The following is a 24,028-nucleotide window of genomic DNA, read 5'->3' as shown; positions in this document are numbered from 1 at the left end:
AAAAATGGCTGAAAAAACTTATCCAATGACGGAAATTGAAAAAGAACAATTAGAAAAAGAATTAGAAGAGTTAAAATTAGTTCGTCGTCCAGAAGTTGTAGAACGTATTAAAATTGCACGTTCATATGGTGACTTATCAGAGAACTCTGAATATGATGCTGCTAAAGATGAGCAAGCATTCGTTGAGGGACAAATCTCTACTCTTGAAACAAAAATTCGTTTTGCTGAAATCATTAATTCAGATGCGGTAGCAAAAGACGAAGTTGCCATTGGTAAAACAGTTGTCGTTCAAGAAGTTGGTACCAATGATAAAGATACTTATCATATTGTTGGTTCTGCTGGTGCAGATATCTTCTCAGGTAAAATTTCAAATGAAAGCCCAATTGCTCAAGCTTTAATTGGTAAGAAAAAAGGTGATAAAGCTCTAATCGTTTCACCTGCAACAACATATGAAGTTGAAATTGTCAGTGTTGAAAAAACAAAATAAGAAGGTTGCTGAATTCAGCGCTTTTTTATTTTTGCACAAATGCAAATTTGAGAAATCCTTTGGTTGTGATAGCCTATCATAGCATATATCAATACAAGTAAAGTTAAAAGCCTTCACTTTCTAAAGTGAAGGCTTTTAAGCTTATTTACGTCGTTTTTGTTTGCCGGCATTTCGGTTTGTTTTGTTTGGACGTGTATTTTGAGGAATAGAGTTACTTGCTTTTGCAAGGGTAACATCTTTTCGGTTTTGATTAGCTTTTCCGACTTTCGGAGGATTTTTTTCAAATTCTTCAGCAATTTGCTTACGAAGACGAGGTTTAATCATGTAAGTAGTGATTAATTGTTGGATGATACTGAAGAAACCACCGACTAACCAATAGAGACCAACACCTGCTGGCAAACTCATTGTCATGAAAATCATCATGATTGGCATTGTGTACATCATAGTTTTCATCTGTTGTCTTTGTGCTTCATCAACAGCTTGCATTGATAACCATGATTGGAAGAAGTAAAGAACTGCGATAATTGCAGTTAGAGCTAAGCTACGACTACCTAGATCAATCCCCATAAATGTAGATGTTGAAATCCCTTTTGTATGAAGAGCTGCGAAATACATAGCGGAGAAGAAGGGCATTTGTATTAACAATGGCAGACATCCCATGCCACCAAGCATATTGATGCCATTTTCTTTTTGGGCAGCCATTAATTCTGATTGGGCAGCAAATTTTTCTTCTTGCGTTGTCGCATTTTTCATGCGTTGATTAATTGGATCAAAAACAGGTTTTAAGTAAGCCATCTTCTCAGATTGGTAGCTTGCCTTTTGTGATTGATATAATCCTAATGGAAGAATGATGGTACGGACGATAATAGTAACGATGATGATTGCCAGACCAAAACCTAAGCCCATGTTATTAGCAAAGTACTCAATAAAGTGAGACATTGGCTTACCTAGCATATCCCAAATAATTCCTTTAGGATTTCCTTGTTTATCTCTGCTGACACAGCCTGTTAAAGTAAACAGAATAGATAATGCCATACCAGAAAAGAGTATGCGATTTAATTTAATTTTCAATGTGATTTTCCTTTAGTTTTTAATATACCTATCTATTTTACTTTTTTTTTGGCAATTTAACAATACTTCCATAGACTGATTTTTAATTGGTCATTTTAAAGTCATCATAGTCTTGAAAATTATCCATCTTGACATCGACATAAGAGACTTTAGCCCATTTGGAAGGTCCTTTACGAATTTCTTGAATAAATTTAGCCATTTTTAGGGAGTCATCAGATTGAGCCAGAATTTCAACTGTGCCATCGTCATTATTCCATACGCGACCACGAATATCACCTATTTGTAGTGCGAGAGCGTAGGTTGAATATCGAAAGCCAACACCCTGAACTTTACCAGAAACAATCATGCGAACTTTTTTCATCCTTAAGCCTCCTTTTTTCATATTATAACACAATATTGCTTTCTAAAATGTTAAGAGAATTACCAGAAATCAAGTCTTCAGGAAGGTATGATATAATAGAGCTATGAAAATAAGTTCTAAAGCAAATCCAACCATTAAAGAAGCTAAAAAACTCTTGCAAAAAAAACATCGGAAAAACTCTTACCTGATCGAGGGATGGCATCTTTACCAAGAAGCCAAAGCTGTGCAAAATCAAATCCTTAAAGTTTTTGTTCTTGAGGAAATGAAGGACCGGGTAAATGACCAAAACAATGTCTATTTGGTGGCCCCAGAAGTCTTGAAAGAGTTAACAGACTCCCCAAGTCCCCAAGGCATTATTGCTGAAGTTGCTATGAGTAAAGATGAGCTGCCAAAACTTGGCAAAGGGAAATTTTTACTCCTTGAAGATGTTCAGGATCCTGGCAATTTAGGGACCATGATAAGGACTGCGGATGCCGCGCAATTCGATGGCGTTATTCTTTCTGAAAAGTCAGCTGATATGTATAATCAAAAAACCCTAAGATCCATGCAAGGTAGCCATTTTCATTTACCTGTCTGGCGGACTAATGTTTATGATTTTTGTCAAGACATCAAAGCGCAAGGCATACCAATCTTAGCCACAACGCTATCCAGTAAGTCTGTTGATTATAAAGAACTCCCTTTCTACTCAGATTTTGTCCTTGTCATGGGTAACGAAGGACAAGGTATTAGTGGTGAAATGGCTGAGCTGGCTAGTCAACTGGTCCATATAAATATGCCTGGCCAAGCAGAAAGTCTTAACGTGGCTGTCGCTGCAGGAATAGTCATTTTTAGCTTGATTTAAGGGAATATGTTATAATACCTACACGAGGTGATAATTATGGATTATACTAATGACCGCGAATTTATGGAACATGTTGGACACCTAATTGACCATCCCCGATTTCAAAAATTAGAATCAATTGTTCAACACCATCATTCTACTCGATTGGAACATTCAATCAATGTAGCCTATACAAGTTACAAGTTAGCAAAAAAATTTGGCTGGGATGCCAAAAGTACAGCTCGTGGAGGTTTACTGCACGATTTCTTTTACTATGACTGGCGTGTTACCAAGTTTAATAAAAGTCACGCATGGGTTCATCCACGCATTGCATTACGAAATGCAAAAAAATTGACCGATATTAATCAACGGGAAGAAGATATTATTTTGAAACATATGTGGGGAGCCACAGTAGCTTTTCCTAAATATCGTGAAAGTTATATTGTAACAATGGTTGATAAATATTGGGCAGTAAAGGAAGTTGCAACACCAATGCGTAATCGTTGGGCCCATCGTCGTTTATTCAAACGCAAAACTTTAAATAGTCATAATCGCTAAAGATAAAAGGAGAATTTACTATGAACGATCATTTAATTTATACTGAAACAGACTCGGGACTTAACCGATTCTTTGCCAAAATTTATGGCCTAGTTGGAATGGGCGTAGCTTTATCAGGCTTTGTATCTTTCCTAATGCTCTATCCTTTTAGAGATAACATGTTTGCTATTATTGCCAACCACCCATTCATCTATTATGGAGCCATTATCTTAGAATTGGTATTAGTTTTCGTAGCAAGTGCAGCAGCAAACCGTAACACGCCAATGGCCTTACCATTATTCTTATTCTATTCCGCTTTAAACGGCTTTACCCTAAGCTTTATTATTGCTGTTTATACACAAACGACAGTTTTTCAAGCTTTTGTTTCGTCGGCAGCTGTTTTCTTTGCTATGGCAATGATTGGAATCTTTGTCAAAAAAGATTTGTCTGGCTTCCGCAAAGCTCTAATGGCAGTCCTCATTGGTATTATTATTGCTAGTGTGGTTAATATTTTCATGGGAAGTGGTGGCATGAACTTCATCATTTCTATTGTTTCAGTTTTCATTTTCTCTGGCTTAATTGCAGTTGACAATAATAGAATTAAAACGGTCTATCAAGCTACAAACGGTCAGGTTAATGATGGATGGGCTATTTCTATGGCCCTCAGCCTCTACCTAGATTTTATTAACTTGTTTATCAGCTTACTTCGTATCTTTGGCCGTAATGATTAATAATCATGATTAAACTAGTCTCTATAAGAGGCTAGTTTTTATTCTGTCTTAAAATGACAAGTTGTGATATACTTACTCTAATATTTTGAAAATTCGGAGAATAGACATGAAAGAACCATTTATCAGTTTAGAAACTTTAGAGGACATTTGCCAAGACTACCCAACGCCATTTCATCTTTATGATGAAAAAGGTATCAGAGAAAAAGCGCGTGCTCTTAATAAGGCTTTTTCATGGAATCCAGGCTTTAAGGAATATTTCGCAGTCAAAGCAACGCCGACACCTGCGATCCTAAAGATTTTACAAGAAGAAAACTGTGGGGTAGATTGTGCGACCGAAGTGGAATTAATGATGAGTAAAGAACTTGGCTTTAAGGACATCATGTTCTCATCAAATAACACACCTGCGCATGAATATCAGTATGCAAAGTCTATAGGGGCAACAATTAATTTAGATGCTTACGAACAAATCACCTTTCTAGAAGAGGTTATCGACCTTCCTGATCGTCTTTCTTTAAGGTATAATCCCGGAGGTGTCTTCGCGCTAGGAACCGAAATCATGGATCATCCCCAAGACTCCAAGTTTGGGATGACAAAAGCCCAGCTTTATAGAGGACTTTCAGAGCTCAAAGAGAAGGGAGTTTCTTCCTTGGGAATTCACTCCTTTCTAGCCTCAAATACGGTTACCAATGATTACTACCCAGAATTAGCTAAAGAACTCTTTCAATTGGCAGTTGACATCAAAAATGATTTAGGGATTAGCTTAGATTTCATCAATTTATCTGGTGGGATTGGTGTTAATTATCGACCAGAAGAAGTTGCCAATGATATTGCCATTATTGGCCAAGGTGTCAAAAAAGTTTATGATGCTATTTTAGCTGAGAATGGCTTGGACCATATTGCTTTATACACAGAGTTAGGACGCTTTATGCTTGCCCCTCACGGTCATTTAATAACCAAAGTCCTACATCGTAAGGAAACCTATAAAAAATACGTGGGTGTTGATGCTTCAGCTGTAAACCTACTGAGACCAGCCATGTATGGTTCTTATCACCATATTACAAATCTTTCTAACCCTGAGGGCAGTATTGAAGTTGTAGATGTTGTCGGCTCGCTCTGTGAAAATAACGATAAATTTGCCAAAGACCGAAGCCTACCTCAAGCACGACCAAATGACCTATTGGTTATTCATGATACAGGAGCACATGGATTCTCAATGGGCTACCAATATAACGGTCGTCTGCGGTCGGCAGAAATCCTCTTACAGGAAAATGGCCAGGCCAGACTGATTAGACGGGCCGAGGTAGCGGAGGACTATTTTGCCACAATCAGAGGATATGATTTCTAAAATCCTTCTAGTCCAAAGAGCAAATGTCATTTGTATAAAAGCAATAATTTTGGTATAATGAGTGGAATAAAAAACTAGGAGAATTCAAAGAAAATGTCAACAACTTTATGGATTTTATTAATAATTGTCGCACTTGCAGGTGGTTTATTTGGTGGTATGTATATTGCCCGTAAACAAATTGAAAAAGAATTGGGTGAGCATCCACGTTTAACACCTGAAGCTATCCGAGAAATGATGAGCCAAATGGGCCAAAAACCAAGCGAAGCAAAAATCCAACAAACCTACCGTAATATCGTTAAACAATCTAAGGCTGCTACAGCTAAAGGAAAATAATTGTCATTTGAGTTGTTCTACAATTACTTATGACCTTGTGAACAGTCATTGCAATCAGACGCTTGTAAACTTTTTATTTTCGAGAGGTAGTGTCAACTGTTCAGAGTTGGAAAAAAAGCTCAGTTGGCGACTTGCGGCTGAGTTTTTTTCGTGTCAATTAGGAAGTAGTAAAAATGGATAATAGACCGATAGGTTTTCTGGATTCTGGGGTTGGTGGTTTAACAGTTGTCCGAGAGTTAAGACGGCAATTGCCCTTTGAGCAAATTGTTTATGTAGGTGATTCTGCTCGGGCTCCTTATGGTCCAAGACCGGCAGAGCAAATTAGAGAATACACATGGGAATTAGTTAATTTCTTACTGACTAAAAATGTTAAGATGATTGTCTTTGCTTGTAATACAGCGACAGCTGTTGCCTGGGAAGAAGTCAAAGAAGCCTTAGACATACCTGTTTTAGGGGTGATTCTTCCTGGTTCTAGCGCTGCTATTAAAGCAACAAGAAACGGTAAAGTAGGAATCATTGGCACACCAATGACGGTTAATTCAGATATTTACCGGCAAAAAATTCAACTCTTAGCGCCACAAGTTGCCGTTCAAAGTTTGGCTTGTCCCAAATTTGTTCCAATTGTTGAATCCAATGAGACAGGTTCAAGTGTCGCTAAAAAGATTGTCTACGAGACATTAGCACCATTAGTTGGAAAAGTTGATACCTTAGTTTTAGGCTGTACCCACTATCCCTTATTACGCCCAATAATTCAAAATGTAATGGGACCAGAAGTGACTCTAATTGATAGTGGTGCTGAGTGCGTTCGTGATATCTCGGTCCTCTTAAATTACTTTCAAATTAATGCCAGTCGGACAGAACGTGACTTAGACCATACTTATTACACAACAGCAGGGATTGATAGTTTTCAAATCATTGCTAATTCTTGGTTAAATGAAGAAATACATGTGGAGCACATAAGCTTATGACAGAAAAAATTTACGAATACAAAGATAAAGAGAACTGGTTTATTGGGAAATGGCAGGGCTATAACACCATCATTGCCATAGATGATATTATTGGTGATCGCTTTAACCTATTAAATCTTAAGCTGGCGCCTCTGAACACAAATGATATTGAAGAAGACTGGGAAAATTATGGATACACGATTACAGTTATCAAAAAATCTTCAGATTTTGCTTTAGTTCAATTTGTCTTAGAGATGATTAATCAAGAAATAGGGCGACATCTTGAAGTTCTTGAACATCAAGGTGCCCTTCTCATTTGTGAAAACCAGCAGGTTTTAGAGGTGCTCATGCCTGAAGAAGGACTTCCCTTAAAAGCTTTCTTCAATATGGACACTCTTGCTATGGAGAAAAAAATCTTAATAGCAACACATAATAAAGGAAAGACAGAAGAATTCCGTAAAATGTTTGGTCAACTGGGCTATGAAGTGGAAGACTTAAATGATCATCCTGAATTACCGGAAGTAGACGAAACTGGAGTTACATTTGAAGAAAATGCCAGGTTGAAAGCCGAAACCATTTCAGAATTAACTGGAAAAATGGTAATCGCCGATGACTCAGGATTGAAAGTTGATATCTTAGGTGGCATGCCAGGTGTCTGGTCAGCTCGTTTTTCTGGACCTGAAGCAACTGATGAGGCAAATAATGCCAAATTATTGCATGAATTAGCCATGGTTTTTGATCAAAAAGACCGTTCGGCACAGTTTCATACAACTTTAGTTGTAGCTGCACCAGGAAAAGAAAGTTTAGTAGTCGAAGCCGACTGGCCTGGCTACATTGCATTCCAACCTAAGGGGGAGAATGGTTTTGGCTATGATCCGCTCTTTATTGTTGGTGAAACAGGTAAACACTCTGCAGAGTTAAGTGCGGAAGAAAAGAATAGCATTTCTCACCGTGGTTTAGCCTTTAAAAAGTTAGTGGAGGAATTTCCATCATGGCAAGCAAAACGATAATTGTAATGAGTGACTCTCATGGTGACCGTGACATTGTAGAATCTGTTAAAAATCACTATCTTGGTAAAGTGGATGCCATTTTTCACAATGGAGACTCTGAACTCAAAAGTTCGGATTCCCTCTGGCAAGGTATTTATGTTGTTGGCGGAAATTGTGATTATGATAAAGACTATCCACAAGATAATATCATTCGACTAGATGACCTAACTATCGCTCAAACACATGGCCATCATTATCAAATCAATTTTACCTGGGATAAATTGGATTATTTTGCCCAAGAAGCTCATGCTGATATCTGTCTCTATGGGCACCTTCATAGACCAGCAGTTTGGCAAATGGGAAAAACACTCTTTGTTAATCCTGGAAGTCTCTTACTACCAAGGGGTGAAGTAGATGAGAAACTCTATGCTAAAATTGTGATTGATGATAATCGATTTTCAATCACTTTCTATAATCGGGAGCATCAACTATACCCATCTTTGTCTAAGGAATTTAAACGATGATCGCAAAAGAATTTGAAGATTTTATTTTACAACATTTAGTTAACTACTTAATTCCTGCAGACGATTTAGCGATTTTTATTGATACTCATAATTCTGATCATGTCATGCTTTTATTAGTAAATAATGGTTTTTCCCGCGTTCCTGTATTGACAAAGGACCGCCAGTATAGAGGAACGATTAGTATTTCTGATATTTTAAATTATCAAGTTAAGAATCAATTGACGGATTGGGAATTAAATCAGACAGACATCGGTGAAATGGTTAATACAAAAATTGAAGCCATTCCAATGACCTCAAGTCTTACACACATCATGCATAAGTTAGTTGATTATCCTTTTTTACCTGTAGTTAATGATAAAAACTTATTTGTTGGTATCATCACTCGAAAATCAATTCTCAAAGCATTAAATAGCCTTCTTCATGATTTTACCGACGATTATAGCATCGAGAAAAAACATGATTGATTTAATTGAAACATTTCTAGCTACAAAAGAACTTTCAAAAGCAAGCAAATCAGCCTACCGCTATGATTTGTTGCAATTTGTTGATATTGTTAACGAGAAAATGAGTTCGGAGAAAATGAGACGCTATCAATTTGAGGTTTCTGGACTAAGTGATGCTGCTAGAAGACGAAAGTTCTCAACGGTTAATCAATTTCTCTATTTTCTGTATCAGATCTCTTACCTAAAAGATTATTTTCATATTGATGAGAAAGTTAGACAAGATAAGCCAAAACCTGAGCTCACTGATACAATTAAGTCAGTCGATTTCTTGCAGGAATCTGGACAGAAAAGGGGTCAATTGATTGCCTTATTAATTCTTGAGTTAGGCTTACTTCCCAATGAAATAGCAAACTTAAAGGTTGAAAATTGCCTGTTAGCCTTGCAGATGGTAAAAATTGAAACAAATGGACAACAAAGGGTTTTAGAAATTCCCCAAAAATTACTACCATTAATGGAAATTTTTGTTAATCAGAAGCAAGTTTATTTGTTTGATCATCAGGGGAAGACTTTTTCACGGCAATGGTTTTATAAGGAGCTAAAAGCCTTCTTAAAAAGTCTAGAATTAGAAGAAGTGACAGCCCAAGATTTAAGAAGGCATTTCATTATGAAGGAAAAATCAAAAGGGAAATCAATTCTGGCGATTAGCCAGCAATTAGGATTGAAGAGTCCTGTAACACTAGAAAAGTATTTTAAAGACTAATGGATATAAAGTTAAAAGATTTTGAAGGACCTCTGGATTTATTACTTCACTTGGTTTCAAAATATCAGATGGATATTTATCAAGTGCCAATAGTTGAAGTGATTGAGCAATATCTTGCCTATATTGAAACTTTACAAGCAATGAAACTTGAGCTTGCGGGTGAATATATGGTTATGGCTAGTCAGCTCATGTTGATAAAAAGTCGTCGTCTCCTTCCCAAAATTGTTGAGGCAGAGCCGGATGAAGATGATCCTGAAATTGACCTCTTATCAAAAATTGAAGAATACAGTCGTTTTAAAGAGCTTAGTAAAGCTTTAGGTAAGCAACATGACCATAGAGCACTTTACTACTCAAAACCAAAGTTAGAACTCATTTTTGAAGATACAGTTTTAAAAGAAGATAAAAATGTCACCGACCTCTTTTTAGCCTTCTCAAAAATCATGACTGTTAAGCAGGAAGAATTCAAGCAAAATCATACGGTTATTGAACGGGAAGATTTTCGAATTGAAGATATGATGCAACACTTGGAAGGTAAATTAACTTCTAAAAAAGAAGTCTTATTGACAGAAGTTTTTCAAGAATGTACTAGCTTAAATGAGGTCATTACCTTATTTTTAGCAACTTTAGAATTAATTAAGGTGCAAGTAGCAAGAGTATATCAAAGTGAAAATTTTGCTGATATTATATTAACAAAGGAAATGTAATGACTTATTTACCACAAATTGAAGCATTGCTTTTTGTTGCTGGTGAGGAAGGTCTCAGTTTACGACAACTGGCAAACCTAACCAATTTATCACCCACAGCCCTGCAACAACAAGTTGACAAATTAAAGGAAAAATATGAAAATGATCAGGATTCAGCCCTTTGTTTGATTGAGTCTTCTCAGACCTTTAAGTTGGTTACAAAAGATGCTTATGCAGAATTATTACGGACGTTTGCTAATGCTCCTATTAACCAAAGTTTATCCAGAGCAAGTTTAGAAGTCCTTTCAATTATCGCTTATAAACAGCCTATTACTAGGCTTGAAATTGACGATATTAGAGGTGTCAACTCAAGTGGGGCACTTAGTAAATTAATTGCTTTTGAATTGGTTAAGGAAACCGGCAAAAAAGAGGTTATCGGTCGTCCTAATTTATATGCAACCACTGATTATTTCCTAGACTACATGGGGATTAATCACTTAGATGAATTATTAGACGTGTCTAATCTAGAAATCGAAGATCAGGAAACAGCCTTGTTTCATAATAATGATTAAGTTAGAACCTCTGGTATTCCCCAAAAAGAAAAGAGAAAAAATGAGAATTAACAAATTTATAGCCCACGCTGGTGTGGCTAGTCGTCGTAAAGCGGAAGAGCTGATTAAAGCCGGATTAGTAACAGTAAATGGACAGGTTGTGACTGATTTGGCCACAACTATCAAATCTGGTGATCAGGTTGAAGTCGAAGGTAGCCCAATCTACAATGAAGAGAAGGTTTACTATCTCCTTAATAAGCCACGTGGCGTTATTTCCAGTGTCTCCGATGATAAAGGGCGCAAAACGGTTATTGATTTATTGCCACAAGTTAAGGAACGGATTTACCCTGTTGGTCGCCTTGACTGGGATACTTCTGGGCTTTTGATTTTGACAAATGATGGCGATTTTACGGATAAAATGATTCACCCTCGGAATGAAATCGATAAAGTCTATTTAGCTCGAGTTAAAGGTATTGCCACTAAGGAGAATCTTCGTCCTTTAACACGTGGTGTTGTCATAGATGGTAAGAAAACAAAACCAGCTCGTTACAATATCATCCGTGTAGAAGCTGACAAAAACCGTTCGATTGTTGAGTTAACAATTCATGAAGGTCGTAATCACCAAGTTAAGAAGATGTTTGAATCAGTTGGACTCTTAGTTGATAAATTATCACGGACGCAATTTGGTACTTTGGATTTAACTGGTTTGAGACCAGGTGAAGCAAGACGTCTTAATAAAAAAGAAGTTAGTCAGCTCCACAACGCTGCTGTAACAGATAAATGATTAATGCTTTCTTAATCGCCTTGGTGCGTTTTTATCAGAAATTCATTTCCCCCATCTTTCCACCGTCATGTCGCTATCGGCCAACCTGTTCGAGCTATATGATTCAAGCTATTGAAAAGCGTGGACTTAAAGGAGTTTTAATGGGTACTGCTCGGATTTTACGCTGTCACCCATTTGTTGAAGGGGGAGAGGATCCTGTTCCTGACCACTTTAGCCTGAAACGCAATAAAAATCACTAAAATCAGCATTTTTTTAGAGATTTTTATTGACATGACTTGTCAAAGTGTTATAATAACAAATAAGCATTCGTTGGTTTAAATCAAACCTGTTATGATTTAAGTTAACGAATCACCACCAACCACATTGTTTGCTGAGCTTGACTCCGGGCAGTGTGGTTTTTTGATGAGTAAAAGAGGAAAACAATGACAGTTGATATTGAACACAACCAATATAGAGAAATAGATTCCAAAAACCATATCGTGCTTTTTGAACCCCAAATCCCCCAAAATACTGGGAATATCGCAAGAACCTGTGCCGCAACGAATGCCCCATTGCATATTATTAAACCTATGGGTTTCCCCATTGATGATCGCAAAATGCGTCGAGCAGGTCTAGATTATTGGGAAAAATTGGACATTCGCTTTTATGATAATCTGGAAGATTTTTTGGCTAAGTGTGATGGCCAGCTCCACCTCATTAGTAAGTTTGCAGATAAGGTTTACTCTGACCAGAACTTTAACGATGGTCAAAGACATTACTACTTATTCGGAAGAGAAGACAAGGGACTACCTGAAGAATTCATGCGCCAACATCCTGAAAAGGCGCTTCGTATTCCAATGAATGATCAACACGTCAGAAGTCTCAATGTGTCAAACACCGTTTGTATGATCGTCTATGAGGCCCTGAGACAGCAAGCTTTTAGTGGCCTTGAACTTCAACATACCTATGAAAATGATAAATTAAAATAAAATAGAAGTGACCTCAGTAGCACTCAATTCTTAGTTTATAACTAAATTTTGCTGTCTGTTCCAAGGGGCTTCTTTTTTTTTGAATTGCTTTTGCAGTCAGATGAGTCTATAATGAGAAATATAGGATAATATGAAAAATAAGAGGTGAATGAATGAAAAAAGTACTGCGCAAGTCAAAAAAAACTTGGGTAATTCTGGGTGTATCTAGTTTAGGTCTGCTTTCTGGACTACAAACTTATTCTGTATCAGCAGAAGAACAAGCTGCATCAAATCCAGTTCCAATTAATCAGGCTCAAATAGATAGTCCACAAGCTGTAGAAACTTCTATAGCGAAGGTAAATCCAATAGCTTCGAAGGGGACAATAGAAACACCTCAAAATCCAGTGACTGCAAGTGTAGATAATCAGTCAGTTAGCACGCCTGAGGTGAGCAATACAAAAAATAATCCCTCCAATTCAGAAGTCAGTCCAAGTGAAAAAACAGTTAAAAGCTTAGCCTCTACAGAAGCAACTGTCACAAAACCAACTGTCACAAAACCAACAGTAAACTATACTAGCCATGTTTCAAATGTTGGTTGGCAGAATCCTGTTCAAGAAGGTCAAATCAGTGGTACGACTGGGCAATCAAAAGCTGTTGAAGCCATTACAATCACTATCGATAATCCAAGTGATGGCAATATCACATACTCCAGTCATGTGGCAAATATCGGTTGGCAAAATCCAGTGTCTGAAGGTCAAGTTAGTGGGACAACGGGACAGTCCAAAGCAATGGAAGCCATTCGTATTCAATTAACTGGTAACTTAGCATTTCAGTATGATATTTATTACCGTACCCACATTGCCGATTTTGGCTGGTTGAGCTGGGCAAAAAATGGTGAGAGTGCGGGCAGCCAAGGTCTTGGCAAACGCATGGAAGCTTTTGAAATTCAGCTGATTCAAAAGGGGCAAGCAGTTACTTTAGATACCAGTAAAGCTTTTATTCTCTTTACTAAACCTACTTTAACCTATCAGACAAATATTATTAATAATGGTTGGCAAAATAAGGTCTCAGAAGGTATGTTTAGTGGAACTACTGGACAATCAAAACAAATTCAAGCTTTCCTTCTTAGTCTTAATAACAAATCCTATGGCGATATTACTTATCGTGTTCATGTTCAAAATATTGGCTGGCAAACCTTTGTTTCAAGTGAGCAAATGGCTGGTGTTTTAACAAACTCAAATCGCATTGAAGCCATTGAAATGAAATTAAGTGGTTATTTAGATAGTCGCTTTGATTTAAAATATCGTGCTCACGTCCAAAATATTGGATGGCAATCATGGGTCTATGATCGCTATGTAGCAGGAACAACTGGTCAATCTAAAGCTATTGAAGCATTAGAAATTCAATTAGTAGAAAAATCTAAAGGCAGTCAAGGATTCATTCAAAACGAGCGCCCACAACAAGGAGTCGCTGATGTTGTTATTCTTGCGGGAGCAAGTGGCAAGCCAATTAGTAAAATAAAAGTTGCTGCATGGTCAACTGCCGATCAAAGCAATTTAGCTTGGTATGAAAGCGCAGCAGCGTCAAGTGGTGCGACCACCATTAGAATTAATCAGCAACGACACAAATCTTTAATTGGAAAATATACGGTCCATGCTTACGTCTATTATCAAGATGGCAGTGTGCAAAAAATTGAAGTAGGGACAACAAATTTAAGAGCAGCACTTATCACTCCATATTATAACCAGAGAGATTCACGTTGGGGTTGGAAACAATACGGTATTTCAAATTTAGCTGCTGCCGGTTGTGTACCAACCAGTTTAGCCATGATATTCTCATCCCTATCTGGAAAAACAATTCTTCCACCACAAGTAGCTGATTTCTTATATACAAAAACGAATGAGTTTAATAAATCCTTTATTGGAACTTCGGCACAAGGATTAATTTCGGCGGTTACTAATTTTGGTTATCAATATAGTAATTTGACCAATGCATCAGCAATTACATCAGCTTTACAAGCTGGGCATCATGTGGCTTGTGCAATCCAATATAACAAATTTGTAGCTTCTGGAAGTCATGAAATGGTCTTAAAAGGCTATTCGAATGGTTACACTTATGTCTATGATCCATACACTAGTGGTAATTGTGGCTGGTATCCAATTCAAAACTTATGGAATGAAAGAAGTACTGATAAAGATGATAATCGTGGAGTAGCAGCGCCATTTTTCAAAATTACAAGCCTTTAATTTTTGATATTCTGGACAAAGCAGACACTCCTAATGGTAGTGTCTGTTTTTTAATCGATTTGTTGACTATTTCTTATTATCTTAATGCAAAAGTCTTGCTATGTAGTAGTATTTTTGCTATTCTATATGTGTCTTCAGGGCAGGGTGAAATTCCCGACCGGCGGTGACTAGTCAACTAGAAGTCCGCGAGCGCAAGCTGATGTGGTGAAAATCTACAACCGACAGTAAAGTCTGGATGAGAGAAGACCTGGTTTTTTGCTTACACTTATTTTGTGTAAGCGATTACGAAGGAACTTCTTTCAATTTGAAAAAATTGGAGGAACTTTTTTATGTCAAAAACACATCGTTTAGTGTTAATCGCTATCCTGTCAACCATTTCATTTTTGTTAATGTTTGTCAGCTTTTCAATCATTCCAGGTGCTAACTTCCTGAAAATTGAATTTTCTATCATACCTGTTCTCTTGGGTTTGGTTCTATTCGATTTGAAGAGTGCCTATGCTATCTTATTATTACGTAGTTTATTAAAATTACTTCTTAATAATAGTGGTGTTAATGATTTTATTGGATTACCAATGAATATTATTGCTCTAGGTTTGTTTGTAACAGCCTTTGCTATTTTTTGGAATGGCAAAAAGAGCCGGTTTCAATATATTGGAGCTAGCTTAATTGGTACTATTACTTTAACCTTAGCAATGTTAGCATTAAACTATTTCTATGCCATTCCTTTATATGCTAAATTTGCCAATTTTGATATCGGTGCTTTTATTGGAATTGCAAAATATTTACTAGCTATGGTCTTACCTTTTAATCTTATTGAAGGGCTCATATTTGCAATTTCATTCTATTTCGTATATATTGCAAGTAAACCTATTTTAGAAAGATATATTACTTTACCATATGAAAAATAGACAAGAATACTTATTACGATCATCTTTTGCATTTTTATTTTTTGTGATGCTTGGTTATACCGTACAATTTTATCCTGAGACATTGGTAGCCTTTGATAAAAGCATTCAAGAGACTATTCGGGGAACTTTACCTGAACAAGCAACTCATTTTTTTAGAACCATTACCTATATGGGGAATGTTTCAACTCAAACAGCAGTAGTTGTGATCGTAACCATTCTCTTGTTCTTAATAAAATGGAAAGCAGAAGCTCTCTTTTTCCTTGCGAATGGCGTTCTGGCTGGCATATTGATTTCAGGTTTTAAACTGATTTATCAAAGAGCTAGACCAACATTAGAACATATCGTATATGCTGGTGGCTTTTCTTTCCCAAGTGGTCATGCTATGGGGTCTTTCATGATTTATGGAGCAATCTTATTGATTCTCTTGAATCGTTTCCAAGACAAAACGATTCGTCTCATCTTGATCCTTGCTTTTTTTAGCTTGATTTTACTGATTGGATTATCACGCATCTATTTGGGTGTTCATTACCCGACAGATGTCATTGGAGGTTTTACAATTGCATATGGCGTTCTAAATCTCCTTTACCCATTTTATATAAAAAAACGATTTGAATGGCGCTTTCAATCGAAACAGAAATAAAAATGAAACAACTCAAGGAGTTGTTTTTTTTGTCTTAAATTATGCTAAAATAAGGGTATGAAAAAACGATACCAAACACTAAATGATTACTATCGTAACATTTTTGGTGAAAAAATATTTAAAGTGCCTATTGATGCTGGCTTTGATTGCCCCAACCGTGATGGAACAGTCGCTCATGGTGGCTGTACCTTCTGTACCGTCTCAGGATCAGGAGATGCCATTGTTGCCCCCGATGCCCCAATTCGTGAGCAATTCTACAAAGAAATTGACTTTATGCATCGGAAATGGCCGGAAGTTCAAAAGTATTTGGTTTATTTTCAAAATTTTACGAATACGCATGCGCCTCTAGAGACGATTAAAGAGAGATACGAGCAAGCCATCTTCGAGCCTGGAGTCGTTGGGATTAATATTGGGACCAGACCAGACTGTTTGCCTGACCAGGTTATTTCTTACTTGGCAGAGCTAGCAGAAAAAATGCATGTCACCGTTGAACTGGGTTTACAGACAACATACGAAGAAACATCGCAGCTCATTAACCGGGCCCATTCCTACGAACTCTATAAGGAAACCGTCAAACGGCTCCGCCAATTCCCCAAAATCGAAATCGTCTCCCATCTGATCAACGGACTCCCAGGTGAAACCCATGAGATGATGCTAGAAAATGTTCGTCGTTGTGTGACCGATAACGATATTCAGGGCATTAAATTGCACCTCTTGCACCTTATGACCAACACGCGCATGCAAAGGGATTATCATGAGGGAAGACTGCAATTGTTGAGTCAAGAAGAGTATGTGTCGATTATTTGTGACCAATTGGAAATTATCCCAGAAAATATTATCATTCACAGAATTACCGGCGATGCTCCTAGGGACATGTTAATTGGTCCCATGTGGAGTCTCAACAAATGGGAAGTGCTTAATGCCATCGATCAGGAGATGGAAAGAAGAAACGCCTACCAAGGTTGCCGACTTAGCAAAAGCTAGTTGGGAAGGAGAGAAGTATGACAGATACCATCATCAAAATCCGTAATTTATCCAAAGCTTATGGCCGTCACTTGGCTTTAGATAATGTCTCACTGGCAGTTGAACAGGGCGAAATCTATGGATTTTTAGGTTCAAATGGAGCTGGAAAATCAACCACTATTCGTTGTATATTGGGATTAATTAGACACAACAAAGGCCAAATCAGTCTTTTTGGAGACCAATACGATAGTTTAGAAGAAACCCTTGATCATATTGGCTATATGCCTTCAGAAGCTATGTTTTACCCTAATATGACGGCTAAACAAGTCATTCGCTTTGCAGCTAAGGCACATCCTAACAATGATTGTAGCCGGGAAGCGGTTCGCATCTGTAATCTCTTAGAGGTTCCTTTAAATAAAAAAATCAAGGATTTATCACTAGGTAACCGTAAAAAAGTGAGTATCGTTTGCGCCCTTCAGCACCAACCCGATTTATTGATTCTTGATGAGCCTACTTCTGGATTGGACCCACTCATGCAAGAACGTTTCTTCCAGTTGCTCCTTGAAGCGAAAGCTGCAGGACGGACGACATTCCTGTCTTCCCATGTCTTGTCAGAGGTTAAAGCCTACTGTGACCGCGTGGCTATTCTTAAAAAAGGAAAAATTTTAACCATTGACCGCGTTGAAAACCTCATGCATAGTCAGAAAAAAGAAGTCACCATTTGGAAAGATGGCCAGTCAATCACACAAAGTTTTGAAGGCAAGGCTAGTGACCTCTTGAAAGAGTTGGCTTCATTAGAACCGGATGACATTTTAATCGAAGAACCAAGTCTGGAAGATTTGTTCATGCACTATTATGAGGAGGACGACGGCAAATGATCATCAAACACGAATTAAAACAAGGGAACAAAAGTCTCCTCATCTGGGCTCTTTCAGTAGGACTCAGTAGTGCCCTATGTATTCTGCTTTATGAGAGTGTCGCAGATAGTATCAAACAAATCGCCAACCTCTACCAAGATATGGGCGGTGTTTCTAAGGCTTTGGGAATGGACAAGGTCTCCATAGCTACCCTAGGCGGTTATTATTCCGCGGAAATTGCATTGATTTACTCCATTGGCGCCGCTATGTATGCAGCCCTCTTGGGTGTATCCAGCTTATCAAAGGAAGAAGAAGCTCACACAGCTGAGTTCCTCTTTAGTTTGCCACTAGGACGCAAAAAAATTATTGTTCAAAAATATATTAGCGTCATCCTCTCGCTGATTTTGTTCAATGTGCTTGGCATTGCTATTGAATATGCTGCTCTCTACACTGTTGATATGTCCTTTGACTATTCAGCATTTGCTCAATACCATGCCTTAGCCTTCCTCATGCAAATTGAGATTGCAAGTATCTGCTTTATGTTTTCAGCTTTGTCCAAGAAAAAAATGGTAGGATTTGGAATGGGTATAGCCTTACTCGGCTATTTCATGGATATTATCTGTCGCCTTGTTGAGAAGGTTGATTTCTTAAAATATGTAACACCTTATTATATGGCCAATGCTGCAGACCGATTCGCAGGAACAGATTTCGATTGGATTCTATTAGCTATTCCGTGTGCTGTTTCAATAGTTGCCTTTGTGATAGGACTATTAGTTTATAGATATCGTGATTTGGCCAGCTAGGAGATTGATAAATGATTGCAAAACCAATTCAAGTCTCCCACGATTTCCTTGACCAAATCTTAACTGAAGAAAGTATTCTTGTTGATGCCACCATGGGAAATGGCAATGATACTCTCTATTTTGCACCAAAAGTTGCTAAAGTTTTTGCCTTTGATGTCCAAGAGGAAGCTATTCAGCGGACAGCTGAAAAACTAGTTAAAGCCAATTTAGAAAACGTGCAATTGATTCTTTCTGGGCATGAAAATGTTGACCAGTATGTCACACAAGTGGATGCTGCTATCTTCAATTTAGGTTATTTGCCTAGTGCTGATAAGTCGATTATTACCTATGCAGAAACGACCATCGAAGCCATAGAGAAACTGCTCAGAGCCCTTACTATTGGTGGCCGAATTGCCATCATGGTCTATTATGGACATGATGGTGGTCAAGAAGAAAAAGAAGCACTCATTGACTTTATAAGTGACCTACCACAAGATCAAGTAACGGTCATGTCTTATCAAGCCCTCAACCAAAAAAACTGCCCTCCTTTTCTTTTAATGATTGAGAAGTTAGCAGAACTGAAAAAATAGTTTATTTTATGAGTCAAGCTTACCTTTTTTTTGAAAGCAAGAACTTGCCTCTTTTTTATAGTTGAAATTCTTAATGTTCAAGGCAAATTGAGCAATTTCTCAAAAATCTGTGATATAATGAGGTTACTATAATCTTTTTTAGGAGTATCTATTAATGGAAGACCCTGTCAATCAGCCTTTATACTTACAGTTATTATTGCTGATTTTCTTTACTTTATTAAATGCCTTTTTCTCAGCTAGTGAAATGGCTCTAGTGTCACTAAGTCGTTCACGTGTTGAACAAAAAGCAGCAGACGGCGACAAAAAATACATTCGACTTCTCCGTGTTTTAGAACAACCCAATCATTTTCTTTCAACCATTCAAGTTGGGATTACCTTTATCAGTCTTTTACAAGGGGCAAGTTTATCCGCCTCACTTGGTAAAGTTATTTCCAAATGGTTAGGGAATTCAGCAACAGCACAGTCTGCGGGTACAATTATTTCACTTGTCTTCTTAACTTATATCTCAATTGTTCTTGGTGAACTCTATCCAAAGCGGATTGCCATGAACTTAAAAGATCGTCTTGCCATCATATCAGCTCCAATAGTTATTATTCTTGGCAGACTTGTGAGTCCCTTCGTTTGGCTCTTATCAGCTTCAACCAATCTTTTAAGTCGTATCACGCCAATGACCTTTGATGATGCTGATGAACAAATGACCCGTGATGAGATTGAATACATGTTGTCAAACAGTGAGGCTACATTAGATGCTGAAGAAATTGAAATGCTTCAAGGGATTTTCTCACTTGATGAATTAATGGCGCGTGAAGTAATGGTTCCAAGAACCGATGCCTTCATGATTGATATTAATGATGACACCTTAGAAAATATTCAAGAAATTTTAAAACAAAGCTTTTCACGTATCCCTGTCTACGATGTGGATAAGGATAAAGTTATTGGCTTAGTCCATACTAAGCGTCTCTTAGAAGCAGGCTTTAAAAATGGTTTTGAAAATATTAATATTCGTCGCATTTTACAAGAACCTTTATTTGTTCCAGAAACTATTTACGTCGATGATTTATTAAGACAATTACGGATCACACAAAACCAAATGGCTATTCTTTTAGATGAATACGGTGGTGTAGCTGGTTTGGTTACGCTAGAGGACTTATTAGAGGAAATTGTCGGTGAAATTGATGATGAAAGCGATAAGGCTGAAAAATTTGTTCATGTCATTGGCGAAGATACCTATATTGTCGTTGGAACCATGACTTTAAATGAATTTAATGAATTCTTTGACACGGAACTTGAAAGTGATGATGTCGATACCATTGCTGGATTTTATATAACAGGCACTGGAACCATTCCTAGCCAGGAAGAAAAAGTAAGTTTTGAATGTGAAAGCAACGGTAAACACTTAACCTTAATCAATGATAAAGTTAAGGATGGTCGTATCACAAAACTTAAATTATTAGTTTCTAATATAGAACAGATTGTTGACGAAGACTAGGATCATACCTAGTCTTTTTTGTGAAAAATGTTATAATGAAAATGTGAAACGTTTACAATGTATAAGGAGATTCAATGTCAGCTATTGATTATGGACAAGTGACTGGAATGATTCATTCAACTGAAAGTTTCGGCTCAGTTGATGGTCCAGGAATTCGTTTTATTATATTTATGCAAGGTTGTAAAATGCGTTGCCAATATTGTCATAACCCAGATACGTGGGAAATGGAAACCAATAATTCAAAGGAACGTACCGTTAATGATGTCTTAAAAGAGGCTTTGCAATATCGTCATTTCTGGGGTAAAAATGGAGGAATCACTGTTTCAGGTGGTGAGGCCATGTTGCAGATTGATTTTATTACAGCACTTTTTATCAAGGCTAAGGAGCTTGGTATTCATACCACACTGGATACTTGTGGTTTTACCTATCGGGAAACACCAGAATATCATGCCAAATTAGAGACACTTTTAGCCGTTACCGATTTAGTCTTGCTAGATTTGAAAGAAATTGATGCGGAGCAACATAAAATTGTCACTAAACAGTCCAATAAGAATATCCTCTTGTTTGCTCAATACTTATCTGACAAAGGGATTCCTGTTTGGATTCGACATGTATTGGTACCAGGCTTAACAGACATTGATGAGCATTTAGAACGCCTCGGAGCCTTTGTTGCTACCCTAAAAAATGTTGATAAGTTTGAAATTCTTCCCTACCACACCATGGGTGAATTTAAATGGCGTGAACTTGGTATTCCTTACGCCCTTGAAGGAGTTAAACCACCAACAAAAGAACGGGTTCAACATGCTAAAGAAGTCATGAAAACAGAAAGCTACACAGAATACATGAACCGTGTTCATAAATCATAATTGAGATGAAAAAAGTATTCAAAGAAAATATAGAATATCTACCTTTACCGAAAGATAATGAAAGCAAGCTTTCATTATCTTTTTTTACAAAGAAATAATTGACAAGCTTTGATTTTAAACCTCAATTCTGCTAAAATATAGACAATAAAGAGAATGAGGTAAAATAATGTCTAAAGTTTTAGTTTTTGGTCACCAAAATCCTGATACTGATGCTATCGCATCATCATATGCTTTTGCATGCTTAGTAAAAAATGCTTACGGAATGGACGCTGAAGTTGTAGCCCTAGGAACACCTAATGAAGAAACAGCTTTTGCTCTAGAATCATTTGGCGTAACAGCTCCGCGTGTTGTTGAATCTGCTAAGGCAGAAGGTGCCGATACAGTTATCTTAACGGACCATAACGAATTCCAACAATCAATCGCTGACATTGCAGATGTAACTATTTATGGCGTTGTTGACCACCACCGCGTTGCTAATTTTGAAACAGCAAACCCATTATTTATGCGCGTTGAACCTGTTGGATCAGCATCTTCAATCGTTTACCGCATGTACAAAGAGAACAATCTTGAAGTACCAAAAGAAATTGCTGGTCTGCTCTTGTCTGGTTTGATCTCTGATACGCTTTTGTTGAAATCACCAACAACACACATGACAGACCATAAAGTCGCTGAAGAATTAGCTGAATTGGCTCAAGTCAACTTGGAAGAATATGGCAAGGGGCTCCTCAAAGCAGGAACCAACTTAGCAAGTAAATCAGAATCAGAGCTTATTGATATTGATGCTAAAACATTCGAATTAAATGGAAATGCCGTTCGTGTTGCTCAAGTCAATACTGTCGATATTGCTGAAGTTTTAGAACGTCAGGAAGCTATTGAAGCAGCTATCAAAGATGCAATGGCAACAGAAGGCTATTCTGACTTTGTCTTAATGATTACAGATATTGTTAACTCTAACTCAGAAATTTTGGCATTAGGTGCAAACATGGACAAAGTTGAAGCAGCCTTTAACTTCAAACTTGAAAACAACCATGCATTCTTACCAGGTGCTGTATCACGTAAAAAACAAGTGGTACCACAATTAACAGAAAGCTTTGGAAACTAATGTCTTATATTGTTAATTTTAAAGAAATCGAAACAACTTTATTAGAAGAAAGTCCAGTTAAAGATGTCTTAGCTGGCTTAAGAGCCAACGAAGCACGCTACTTTTTCAATAAATATAAAATCTACTATGAAGTCTTCACACCAGAAGAGAAACCTGAGATTTTACCCTTTATCGAAAAAGTCTTGGAAGAACGTGAGATGGCTTTCCCATACAAGCCCCTTTGTGTCTCACAAATGGAAGTTGATGGCATTCTTTGGTCTCATGTCTATTATGACAATGGACTAGCTGTCAATGTCCTCTACACCCTTGCTGAAGGTGGCAAACGAGCTGTCGGCTTCAAGTTATCAAATGGCATTGAGATTCCAAAAGAATTTGAAGGCAAATTTAAATTCGCCCGTCAACGCTCAAAACTTGCTGGCGAAATTCGTGGAACTTTCTTCGTTATTAAAGGTCAATATGTATAAAAAGTGGGCTTGCCCACTTTTTTTAAGATAGGAGAAGTAAAATGAAATTAACTACATTTTTAGTTTTCATGCTTATATTAACCATCAACGATAGTCAGCTTTTCAGAGGAGGACTTTTATAGAGATGTTACTGGTTGTCAACCCCAATAAAATCACGCGCCAAACCTTCTTTCAAGACCTCATTAATTACCTTTATGTCAATGATGATGTAACCCTAAGGCACATCAAAAAAGCCTTCCCAGACATGAAACAGCTAGATAGGGCCCTTGATTTGTATATTGAGAATGGCTATATCACAAGAAGTAAAAGACGCTATCAATTAAACCTACCGCAAGTAGACACTTTAGAAGAATTGCAATTGGATGAAATGGTATTTGTCGATGATCAATCCACTCTTTACCAAGAAATCAAGTCACTTCGATACAAGACGGTTTTAACCAACAAAACCAATGACTTGCAGATTATTGAAGAAACAGACTTTGAACGTAAAACCCTGACCTTGGCTAATTATTTCTACAAGTTGCAACATGCCTATCCCATGTCAGCTGAGCAGGAAGCTCTTTACCAAATCTTAGGCGATGTCAATCCTGATTATGCTTTGAAATACTTGACAACTTTCATGATGAAGTTTCTGAGAAAGGACTTAGTTTTGCAGAAACGTCCTGATGTTTTCTGCCAGAGCTTGGTTACGTTAGCTTATTTACAGGAAAAAGAAGAAAAGAGATACCACTTATTGGGTCGCTTAGATCAGGAAAACTTAATCTATCAGGCACCCAGTCTTCAATAAAGAAAAGATCAAAATCAGAAC

Annotated in this window: 30 protein-coding genes and 1 riboswitch; of the genes, 28 read left to right on the top strand and 2 right to left on the bottom strand. The window is 37.4% G+C overall.

Features of this window, described 5'->3' with window-relative positions:
• The first annotated feature begins 4 nt into the window (after positions 1-4).
• A complete protein-coding gene (gene greA, locus A9Q68_RS05135; RefSeq protein ID WP_071793619.1) occupies positions 5-487 on the top strand; it encodes a transcription elongation factor GreA in 483 nt (160 codons plus the stop codon).
• A gap of 141 nt (positions 488-628) precedes the next feature.
• On the opposite strand, the gene yidC is transcribed toward greA, so the two are convergent.
• On the bottom strand, positions 629-1,558 hold the full coding sequence (gene yidC / locus A9Q68_RS05130; protein WP_071793618.1) for a membrane protein insertase YidC: 930 nt from the start codon (positions 1,556-1,558) through the stop codon (positions 629-631).
• Positions 1,559-1,640: 82 nt separating this feature from the next.
• The gene (locus tag A9Q68_RS05125; protein WP_071793617.1) at positions 1,641-1,919 is read right to left on the bottom strand and encodes an acylphosphatase; all 279 of its coding nucleotides are present in this window, start codon (positions 1,917-1,919) and stop codon (positions 1,641-1,643) included.
• A 103-nt stretch (positions 1,920-2,022) separates the two neighbouring features.
• On the opposite strand from A9Q68_RS05125, the gene A9Q68_RS05120 reads away from it, so the two are divergent.
• The 27 genes from A9Q68_RS05120 (at position 2,023) to A9Q68_RS04990 (ending at position 24,007) form a co-directional block, all read left to right on the top strand.
• Positions 2,023-2,760 carry a TrmH family RNA methyltransferase gene (locus A9Q68_RS05120; protein WP_071793616.1) on the top strand — a complete coding sequence of 246 codons (738 nt, stop codon included), beginning with the start codon at positions 2,023-2,025 and terminating at the stop codon, positions 2,758-2,760.
• 36 nt (positions 2,761-2,796) lie between these two features.
• Entirely contained in the window at positions 2,797-3,297 is a 501-nt protein-coding gene (locus A9Q68_RS05115) for an HD domain-containing protein (protein WP_071793615.1), read from the top strand.
• 20 nt (positions 3,298-3,317) lie between these two features.
• Positions 3,318-4,007 (top strand): Bax inhibitor-1/YccA family protein, encoded by a 690-nt coding sequence (locus tag A9Q68_RS05110; RefSeq protein ID WP_071793614.1) that lies wholly within the window; start codon positions 3,318-3,320, stop codon positions 4,005-4,007.
• A 106-nt stretch (positions 4,008-4,113) separates the two neighbouring features.
• Positions 4,114-5,352 carry a diaminopimelate decarboxylase gene (locus A9Q68_RS05105; RefSeq protein WP_071793613.1) on the top strand — a complete coding sequence of 413 codons (1,239 nt, stop codon included), beginning with the start codon at positions 4,114-4,116 and terminating at the stop codon, positions 5,350-5,352.
• 93 nt (positions 5,353-5,445) lie between these two features.
• Positions 5,446-5,685 (top strand): YneF family protein, encoded by a 240-nt coding sequence (locus A9Q68_RS05100; RefSeq protein WP_071793612.1) that lies wholly within the window; start codon positions 5,446-5,448, stop codon positions 5,683-5,685.
• 173 nt (positions 5,686-5,858) lie between these two features.
• Positions 5,859-6,653 (top strand): glutamate racemase, encoded by a 795-nt coding sequence (gene racE, locus A9Q68_RS05095; RefSeq protein ID WP_071793611.1) that lies wholly within the window; start codon positions 5,859-5,861, stop codon positions 6,651-6,653.
• A complete protein-coding gene (locus A9Q68_RS05090; protein WP_071793610.1) occupies positions 6,650-7,642 on the top strand; it encodes a nucleoside-triphosphate diphosphatase in 993 nt (330 codons plus the stop codon). Before racE ends, A9Q68_RS05090 begins: the two co-directional genes overlap by 4 nt.
• Positions 7,624-8,145: a metallophosphoesterase gene (locus A9Q68_RS05085; RefSeq protein WP_071793609.1), complete on the top strand. Its 522-nt coding sequence runs from the start codon at positions 7,624-7,626 to the stop codon at positions 8,143-8,145. The genes A9Q68_RS05090 and A9Q68_RS05085 overlap by 19 nt, the downstream gene beginning before the upstream one ends.
• Positions 8,142-8,609, top strand: coding sequence for a cyclic-di-AMP-binding protein CbpB (cbpB, locus tag A9Q68_RS05080; protein WP_071793608.1), 468 nt, complete (start codon positions 8,142-8,144; stop codon positions 8,607-8,609). The genes A9Q68_RS05085 and cbpB overlap by 4 nt, the downstream gene beginning before the upstream one ends.
• Entirely contained in the window at positions 8,602-9,348 is a 747-nt protein-coding gene (gene xerD / locus A9Q68_RS05075) for a site-specific tyrosine recombinase XerD (protein ID WP_071793607.1), read from the top strand. The genes cbpB and xerD overlap by 8 nt, the downstream gene beginning before the upstream one ends.
• Entirely contained in the window at positions 9,348-10,052 is a 705-nt protein-coding gene (locus tag A9Q68_RS05070; RefSeq protein ID WP_071793606.1) for a segregation/condensation protein A, read from the top strand. The genes xerD and A9Q68_RS05070 overlap by 1 nt, the downstream gene beginning before the upstream one ends.
• Positions 10,052-10,603, top strand: coding sequence for an SMC-Scp complex subunit ScpB (gene scpB, locus A9Q68_RS05065; RefSeq protein ID WP_071793605.1), 552 nt, complete (start codon positions 10,052-10,054; stop codon positions 10,601-10,603). Before A9Q68_RS05070 ends, scpB begins: the two co-directional genes overlap by 1 nt.
• Before the next feature lie 40 nt (positions 10,604-10,643).
• On the top strand, positions 10,644-11,366 hold the full coding sequence (locus A9Q68_RS05060) for a pseudouridine synthase (protein ID WP_071793604.1): 723 nt from the start codon (positions 10,644-10,646) through the stop codon (positions 11,364-11,366).
• Entirely contained in the window at positions 11,366-11,605 is a 240-nt protein-coding gene (gene yidD, locus A9Q68_RS05055; protein WP_106404004.1) for a membrane protein insertion efficiency factor YidD, read from the top strand. The genes A9Q68_RS05060 and yidD overlap by 1 nt, the downstream gene beginning before the upstream one ends.
• A gap of 183 nt (positions 11,606-11,788) precedes the next feature.
• The gene (locus A9Q68_RS05050) at positions 11,789-12,334 is read left to right on the top strand and encodes a tRNA (cytidine(34)-2'-O)-methyltransferase (protein WP_071793602.1); all 546 of its coding nucleotides are present in this window, start codon (positions 11,789-11,791) and stop codon (positions 12,332-12,334) included.
• 152 nt (positions 12,335-12,486) lie between these two features.
• Complete coding sequence (locus A9Q68_RS05045) at positions 12,487-14,559, top strand: GBS Bsp-like repeat-containing protein (RefSeq protein ID WP_071793601.1); 2,073 nt, start codon at positions 12,487-12,489, stop codon at positions 14,557-14,559.
• Between the two features lie 126 nt (positions 14,560-14,685).
• A riboswitch (FMN riboswitch) is annotated at positions 14,686-14,810 on the top strand.
• Positions 14,811-14,888: 78 nt separating this feature from the next.
• The gene (locus A9Q68_RS05040) at positions 14,889-15,467 is read left to right on the top strand and encodes an ECF transporter S component (RefSeq protein WP_071793600.1); all 579 of its coding nucleotides are present in this window, start codon (positions 14,889-14,891) and stop codon (positions 15,465-15,467) included.
• Entirely contained in the window at positions 15,457-16,107 is a 651-nt protein-coding gene (locus A9Q68_RS05035) for a phosphatase PAP2 family protein (RefSeq protein WP_071793599.1), read from the top strand. The genes A9Q68_RS05040 and A9Q68_RS05035 overlap by 11 nt, the downstream gene beginning before the upstream one ends.
• A 57-nt stretch (positions 16,108-16,164) precedes the next feature.
• On the top strand, positions 16,165-17,091 hold the full coding sequence (gene mnmL, locus A9Q68_RS05030; RefSeq protein WP_071793598.1) for a tRNA modification radical SAM protein MnmL/YtqA: 927 nt from the start codon (positions 16,165-16,167) through the stop codon (positions 17,089-17,091).
• A gap of 17 nt (positions 17,092-17,108) precedes the next feature.
• Positions 17,109-17,948 (top strand): ABC transporter ATP-binding protein, encoded by an 840-nt coding sequence (locus A9Q68_RS05025; RefSeq protein WP_071793597.1) that lies wholly within the window; start codon positions 17,109-17,111, stop codon positions 17,946-17,948.
• The gene (locus A9Q68_RS05020) at positions 17,945-18,730 is read left to right on the top strand and encodes an ABC transporter permease subunit (protein WP_071793596.1); all 786 of its coding nucleotides are present in this window, start codon (positions 17,945-17,947) and stop codon (positions 18,728-18,730) included. Before A9Q68_RS05025 ends, A9Q68_RS05020 begins: the two co-directional genes overlap by 4 nt.
• An 11-nt stretch (positions 18,731-18,741) precedes the next feature.
• Positions 18,742-19,299, top strand: a complete 558-nt coding sequence (gene mnmM, locus A9Q68_RS05015; RefSeq protein ID WP_083426028.1) for a tRNA 5-(aminomethyl)-2-thiouridylate-methyltransferase MnmM — start codon at positions 18,742-18,744, stop codon at positions 19,297-19,299.
• Between the two features lie 154 nt (positions 19,300-19,453).
• Complete coding sequence (locus A9Q68_RS05010) at positions 19,454-20,788, top strand: hemolysin family protein (RefSeq protein ID WP_071793595.1); 1,335 nt, start codon at positions 19,454-19,456, stop codon at positions 20,786-20,788.
• Positions 20,789-20,862: 74 nt separating this feature from the next.
• The gene (pflA, locus tag A9Q68_RS05005; RefSeq protein ID WP_071793594.1) at positions 20,863-21,654 is read left to right on the top strand and encodes a pyruvate formate-lyase-activating protein; all 792 of its coding nucleotides are present in this window, start codon (positions 20,863-20,865) and stop codon (positions 21,652-21,654) included.
• A gap of 166 nt (positions 21,655-21,820) precedes the next feature.
• Positions 21,821-22,756, top strand: coding sequence for a manganese-dependent inorganic pyrophosphatase (locus tag A9Q68_RS05000; protein ID WP_071793593.1), 936 nt, complete (start codon positions 21,821-21,823; stop codon positions 22,754-22,756).
• Positions 22,756-23,220 carry a phage tail protein gene (locus tag A9Q68_RS04995; RefSeq protein ID WP_071793592.1) on the top strand — a complete coding sequence of 155 codons (465 nt, stop codon included), beginning with the start codon at positions 22,756-22,758 and terminating at the stop codon, positions 23,218-23,220. The genes A9Q68_RS05000 and A9Q68_RS04995 overlap by 1 nt, the downstream gene beginning before the upstream one ends.
• Positions 23,221-23,344: 124 nt before the next feature.
• Entirely contained in the window at positions 23,345-24,007 is a 663-nt protein-coding gene (locus A9Q68_RS04990; protein ID WP_071793591.1) for a DUF1803 domain-containing protein, read from the top strand.
• Positions 24,008-24,028: the final 21 nt, after the last annotated feature.

The organism is Streptococcus bovimastitidis (assembly GCF_001885095.1).
GTDB classification, from domain to species: Bacteria; Bacillota; Bacilli; order Lactobacillales; family Streptococcaceae; genus Streptococcus; species Streptococcus bovimastitidis.
This window is presented reverse-complemented; position numbering and strand designations above follow the sequence as displayed.

Excerpts from the sequence above, each read along its gene's own strand:
- A9Q68_RS05035 (WP_071793599.1), top strand. The coding sequence starts at position 15,457 with ATGAAAAATAGACAAGAATACTTATTACGATCATCTTTTGCATTTTTA.
- A9Q68_RS05040 (WP_071793600.1), top strand. The coding sequence starts at position 14,889 with ATGTCAAAAACACATCGTTTAGTGTTAATCGCTATCCTGTCAACCATT.
- A9Q68_RS04990 (WP_071793591.1), top strand. The coding sequence starts at position 23,345 with ATGTTACTGGTTGTCAACCCCAATAAAATCACGCGCCAAACCTTCTTT.
- A9Q68_RS05115 (WP_071793615.1), top strand. The coding sequence starts at position 2,797 with ATGGATTATACTAATGACCGCGAATTTATGGAACATGTTGGACACCTA.
- A9Q68_RS05085 (WP_071793609.1), top strand. The coding sequence starts at position 7,624 with ATGGCAAGCAAAACGATAATTGTAATGAGTGACTCTCATGGTGACCGT.
- A9Q68_RS05000 (WP_071793593.1), top strand. The coding sequence starts at position 21,821 with ATGTCTAAAGTTTTAGTTTTTGGTCACCAAAATCCTGATACTGATGCT.
- greA (WP_071793619.1), top strand. The coding sequence starts at position 5 with ATGGCTGAAAAAACTTATCCAATGACGGAAATTGAAAAAGAACAATTA.
- scpB (WP_071793605.1), top strand. The coding sequence starts at position 10,052 with ATGACTTATTTACCACAAATTGAAGCATTGCTTTTTGTTGCTGGTGAG.
- A9Q68_RS05050 (WP_071793602.1), top strand. The coding sequence starts at position 11,789 with ATGACAGTTGATATTGAACACAACCAATATAGAGAAATAGATTCCAAA.
- racE (WP_071793611.1), top strand. The coding sequence starts at position 5,859 with ATGGATAATAGACCGATAGGTTTTCTGGATTCTGGGGTTGGTGGTTTA.
- A9Q68_RS05045 (WP_071793601.1), top strand. The coding sequence starts at position 12,487 with ATGAAAAAAGTACTGCGCAAGTCAAAAAAAACTTGGGTAATTCTGGGT.
- mnmL (WP_071793598.1), top strand. The coding sequence starts at position 16,165 with ATGAAAAAACGATACCAAACACTAAATGATTACTATCGTAACATTTTT.
- A9Q68_RS05125 (WP_071793617.1), bottom strand. The coding sequence starts at position 1,919 with ATGAAAAAAGTTCGCATGATTGTTTCTGGTAAAGTTCAGGGTGTTGGC.
- A9Q68_RS05090 (WP_071793610.1), top strand. The coding sequence starts at position 6,650 with ATGACAGAAAAAATTTACGAATACAAAGATAAAGAGAACTGGTTTATT.
- xerD (WP_071793607.1), top strand. The coding sequence starts at position 8,602 with ATGATTGATTTAATTGAAACATTTCTAGCTACAAAAGAACTTTCAAAA.
- A9Q68_RS05110 (WP_071793614.1), top strand. The coding sequence starts at position 3,318 with ATGAACGATCATTTAATTTATACTGAAACAGACTCGGGACTTAACCGA.
- A9Q68_RS05025 (WP_071793597.1), top strand. The coding sequence starts at position 17,109 with ATGACAGATACCATCATCAAAATCCGTAATTTATCCAAAGCTTATGGC.
- A9Q68_RS05100 (WP_071793612.1), top strand. The coding sequence starts at position 5,446 with ATGTCAACAACTTTATGGATTTTATTAATAATTGTCGCACTTGCAGGT.
- cbpB (WP_071793608.1), top strand. The coding sequence starts at position 8,142 with ATGATCGCAAAAGAATTTGAAGATTTTATTTTACAACATTTAGTTAAC.
- A9Q68_RS05105 (WP_071793613.1), top strand. The coding sequence starts at position 4,114 with ATGAAAGAACCATTTATCAGTTTAGAAACTTTAGAGGACATTTGCCAA.
- A9Q68_RS05020 (WP_071793596.1), top strand. The coding sequence starts at position 17,945 with ATGATCATCAAACACGAATTAAAACAAGGGAACAAAAGTCTCCTCATC.
- A9Q68_RS05120 (WP_071793616.1), top strand. The coding sequence starts at position 2,023 with ATGAAAATAAGTTCTAAAGCAAATCCAACCATTAAAGAAGCTAAAAAA.
- A9Q68_RS05070 (WP_071793606.1), top strand. The coding sequence starts at position 9,348 with ATGGATATAAAGTTAAAAGATTTTGAAGGACCTCTGGATTTATTACTT.
- A9Q68_RS05060 (WP_071793604.1), top strand. The coding sequence starts at position 10,644 with ATGAGAATTAACAAATTTATAGCCCACGCTGGTGTGGCTAGTCGTCGT.
- mnmM (WP_083426028.1), top strand. The coding sequence starts at position 18,742 with ATGATTGCAAAACCAATTCAAGTCTCCCACGATTTCCTTGACCAAATC.
- A9Q68_RS05010 (WP_071793595.1), top strand. The coding sequence starts at position 19,454 with ATGGAAGACCCTGTCAATCAGCCTTTATACTTACAGTTATTATTGCTG.
- pflA (WP_071793594.1), top strand. The coding sequence starts at position 20,863 with ATGTCAGCTATTGATTATGGACAAGTGACTGGAATGATTCATTCAACT.
- A9Q68_RS04995 (WP_071793592.1), top strand. The coding sequence starts at position 22,756 with ATGTCTTATATTGTTAATTTTAAAGAAATCGAAACAACTTTATTAGAA.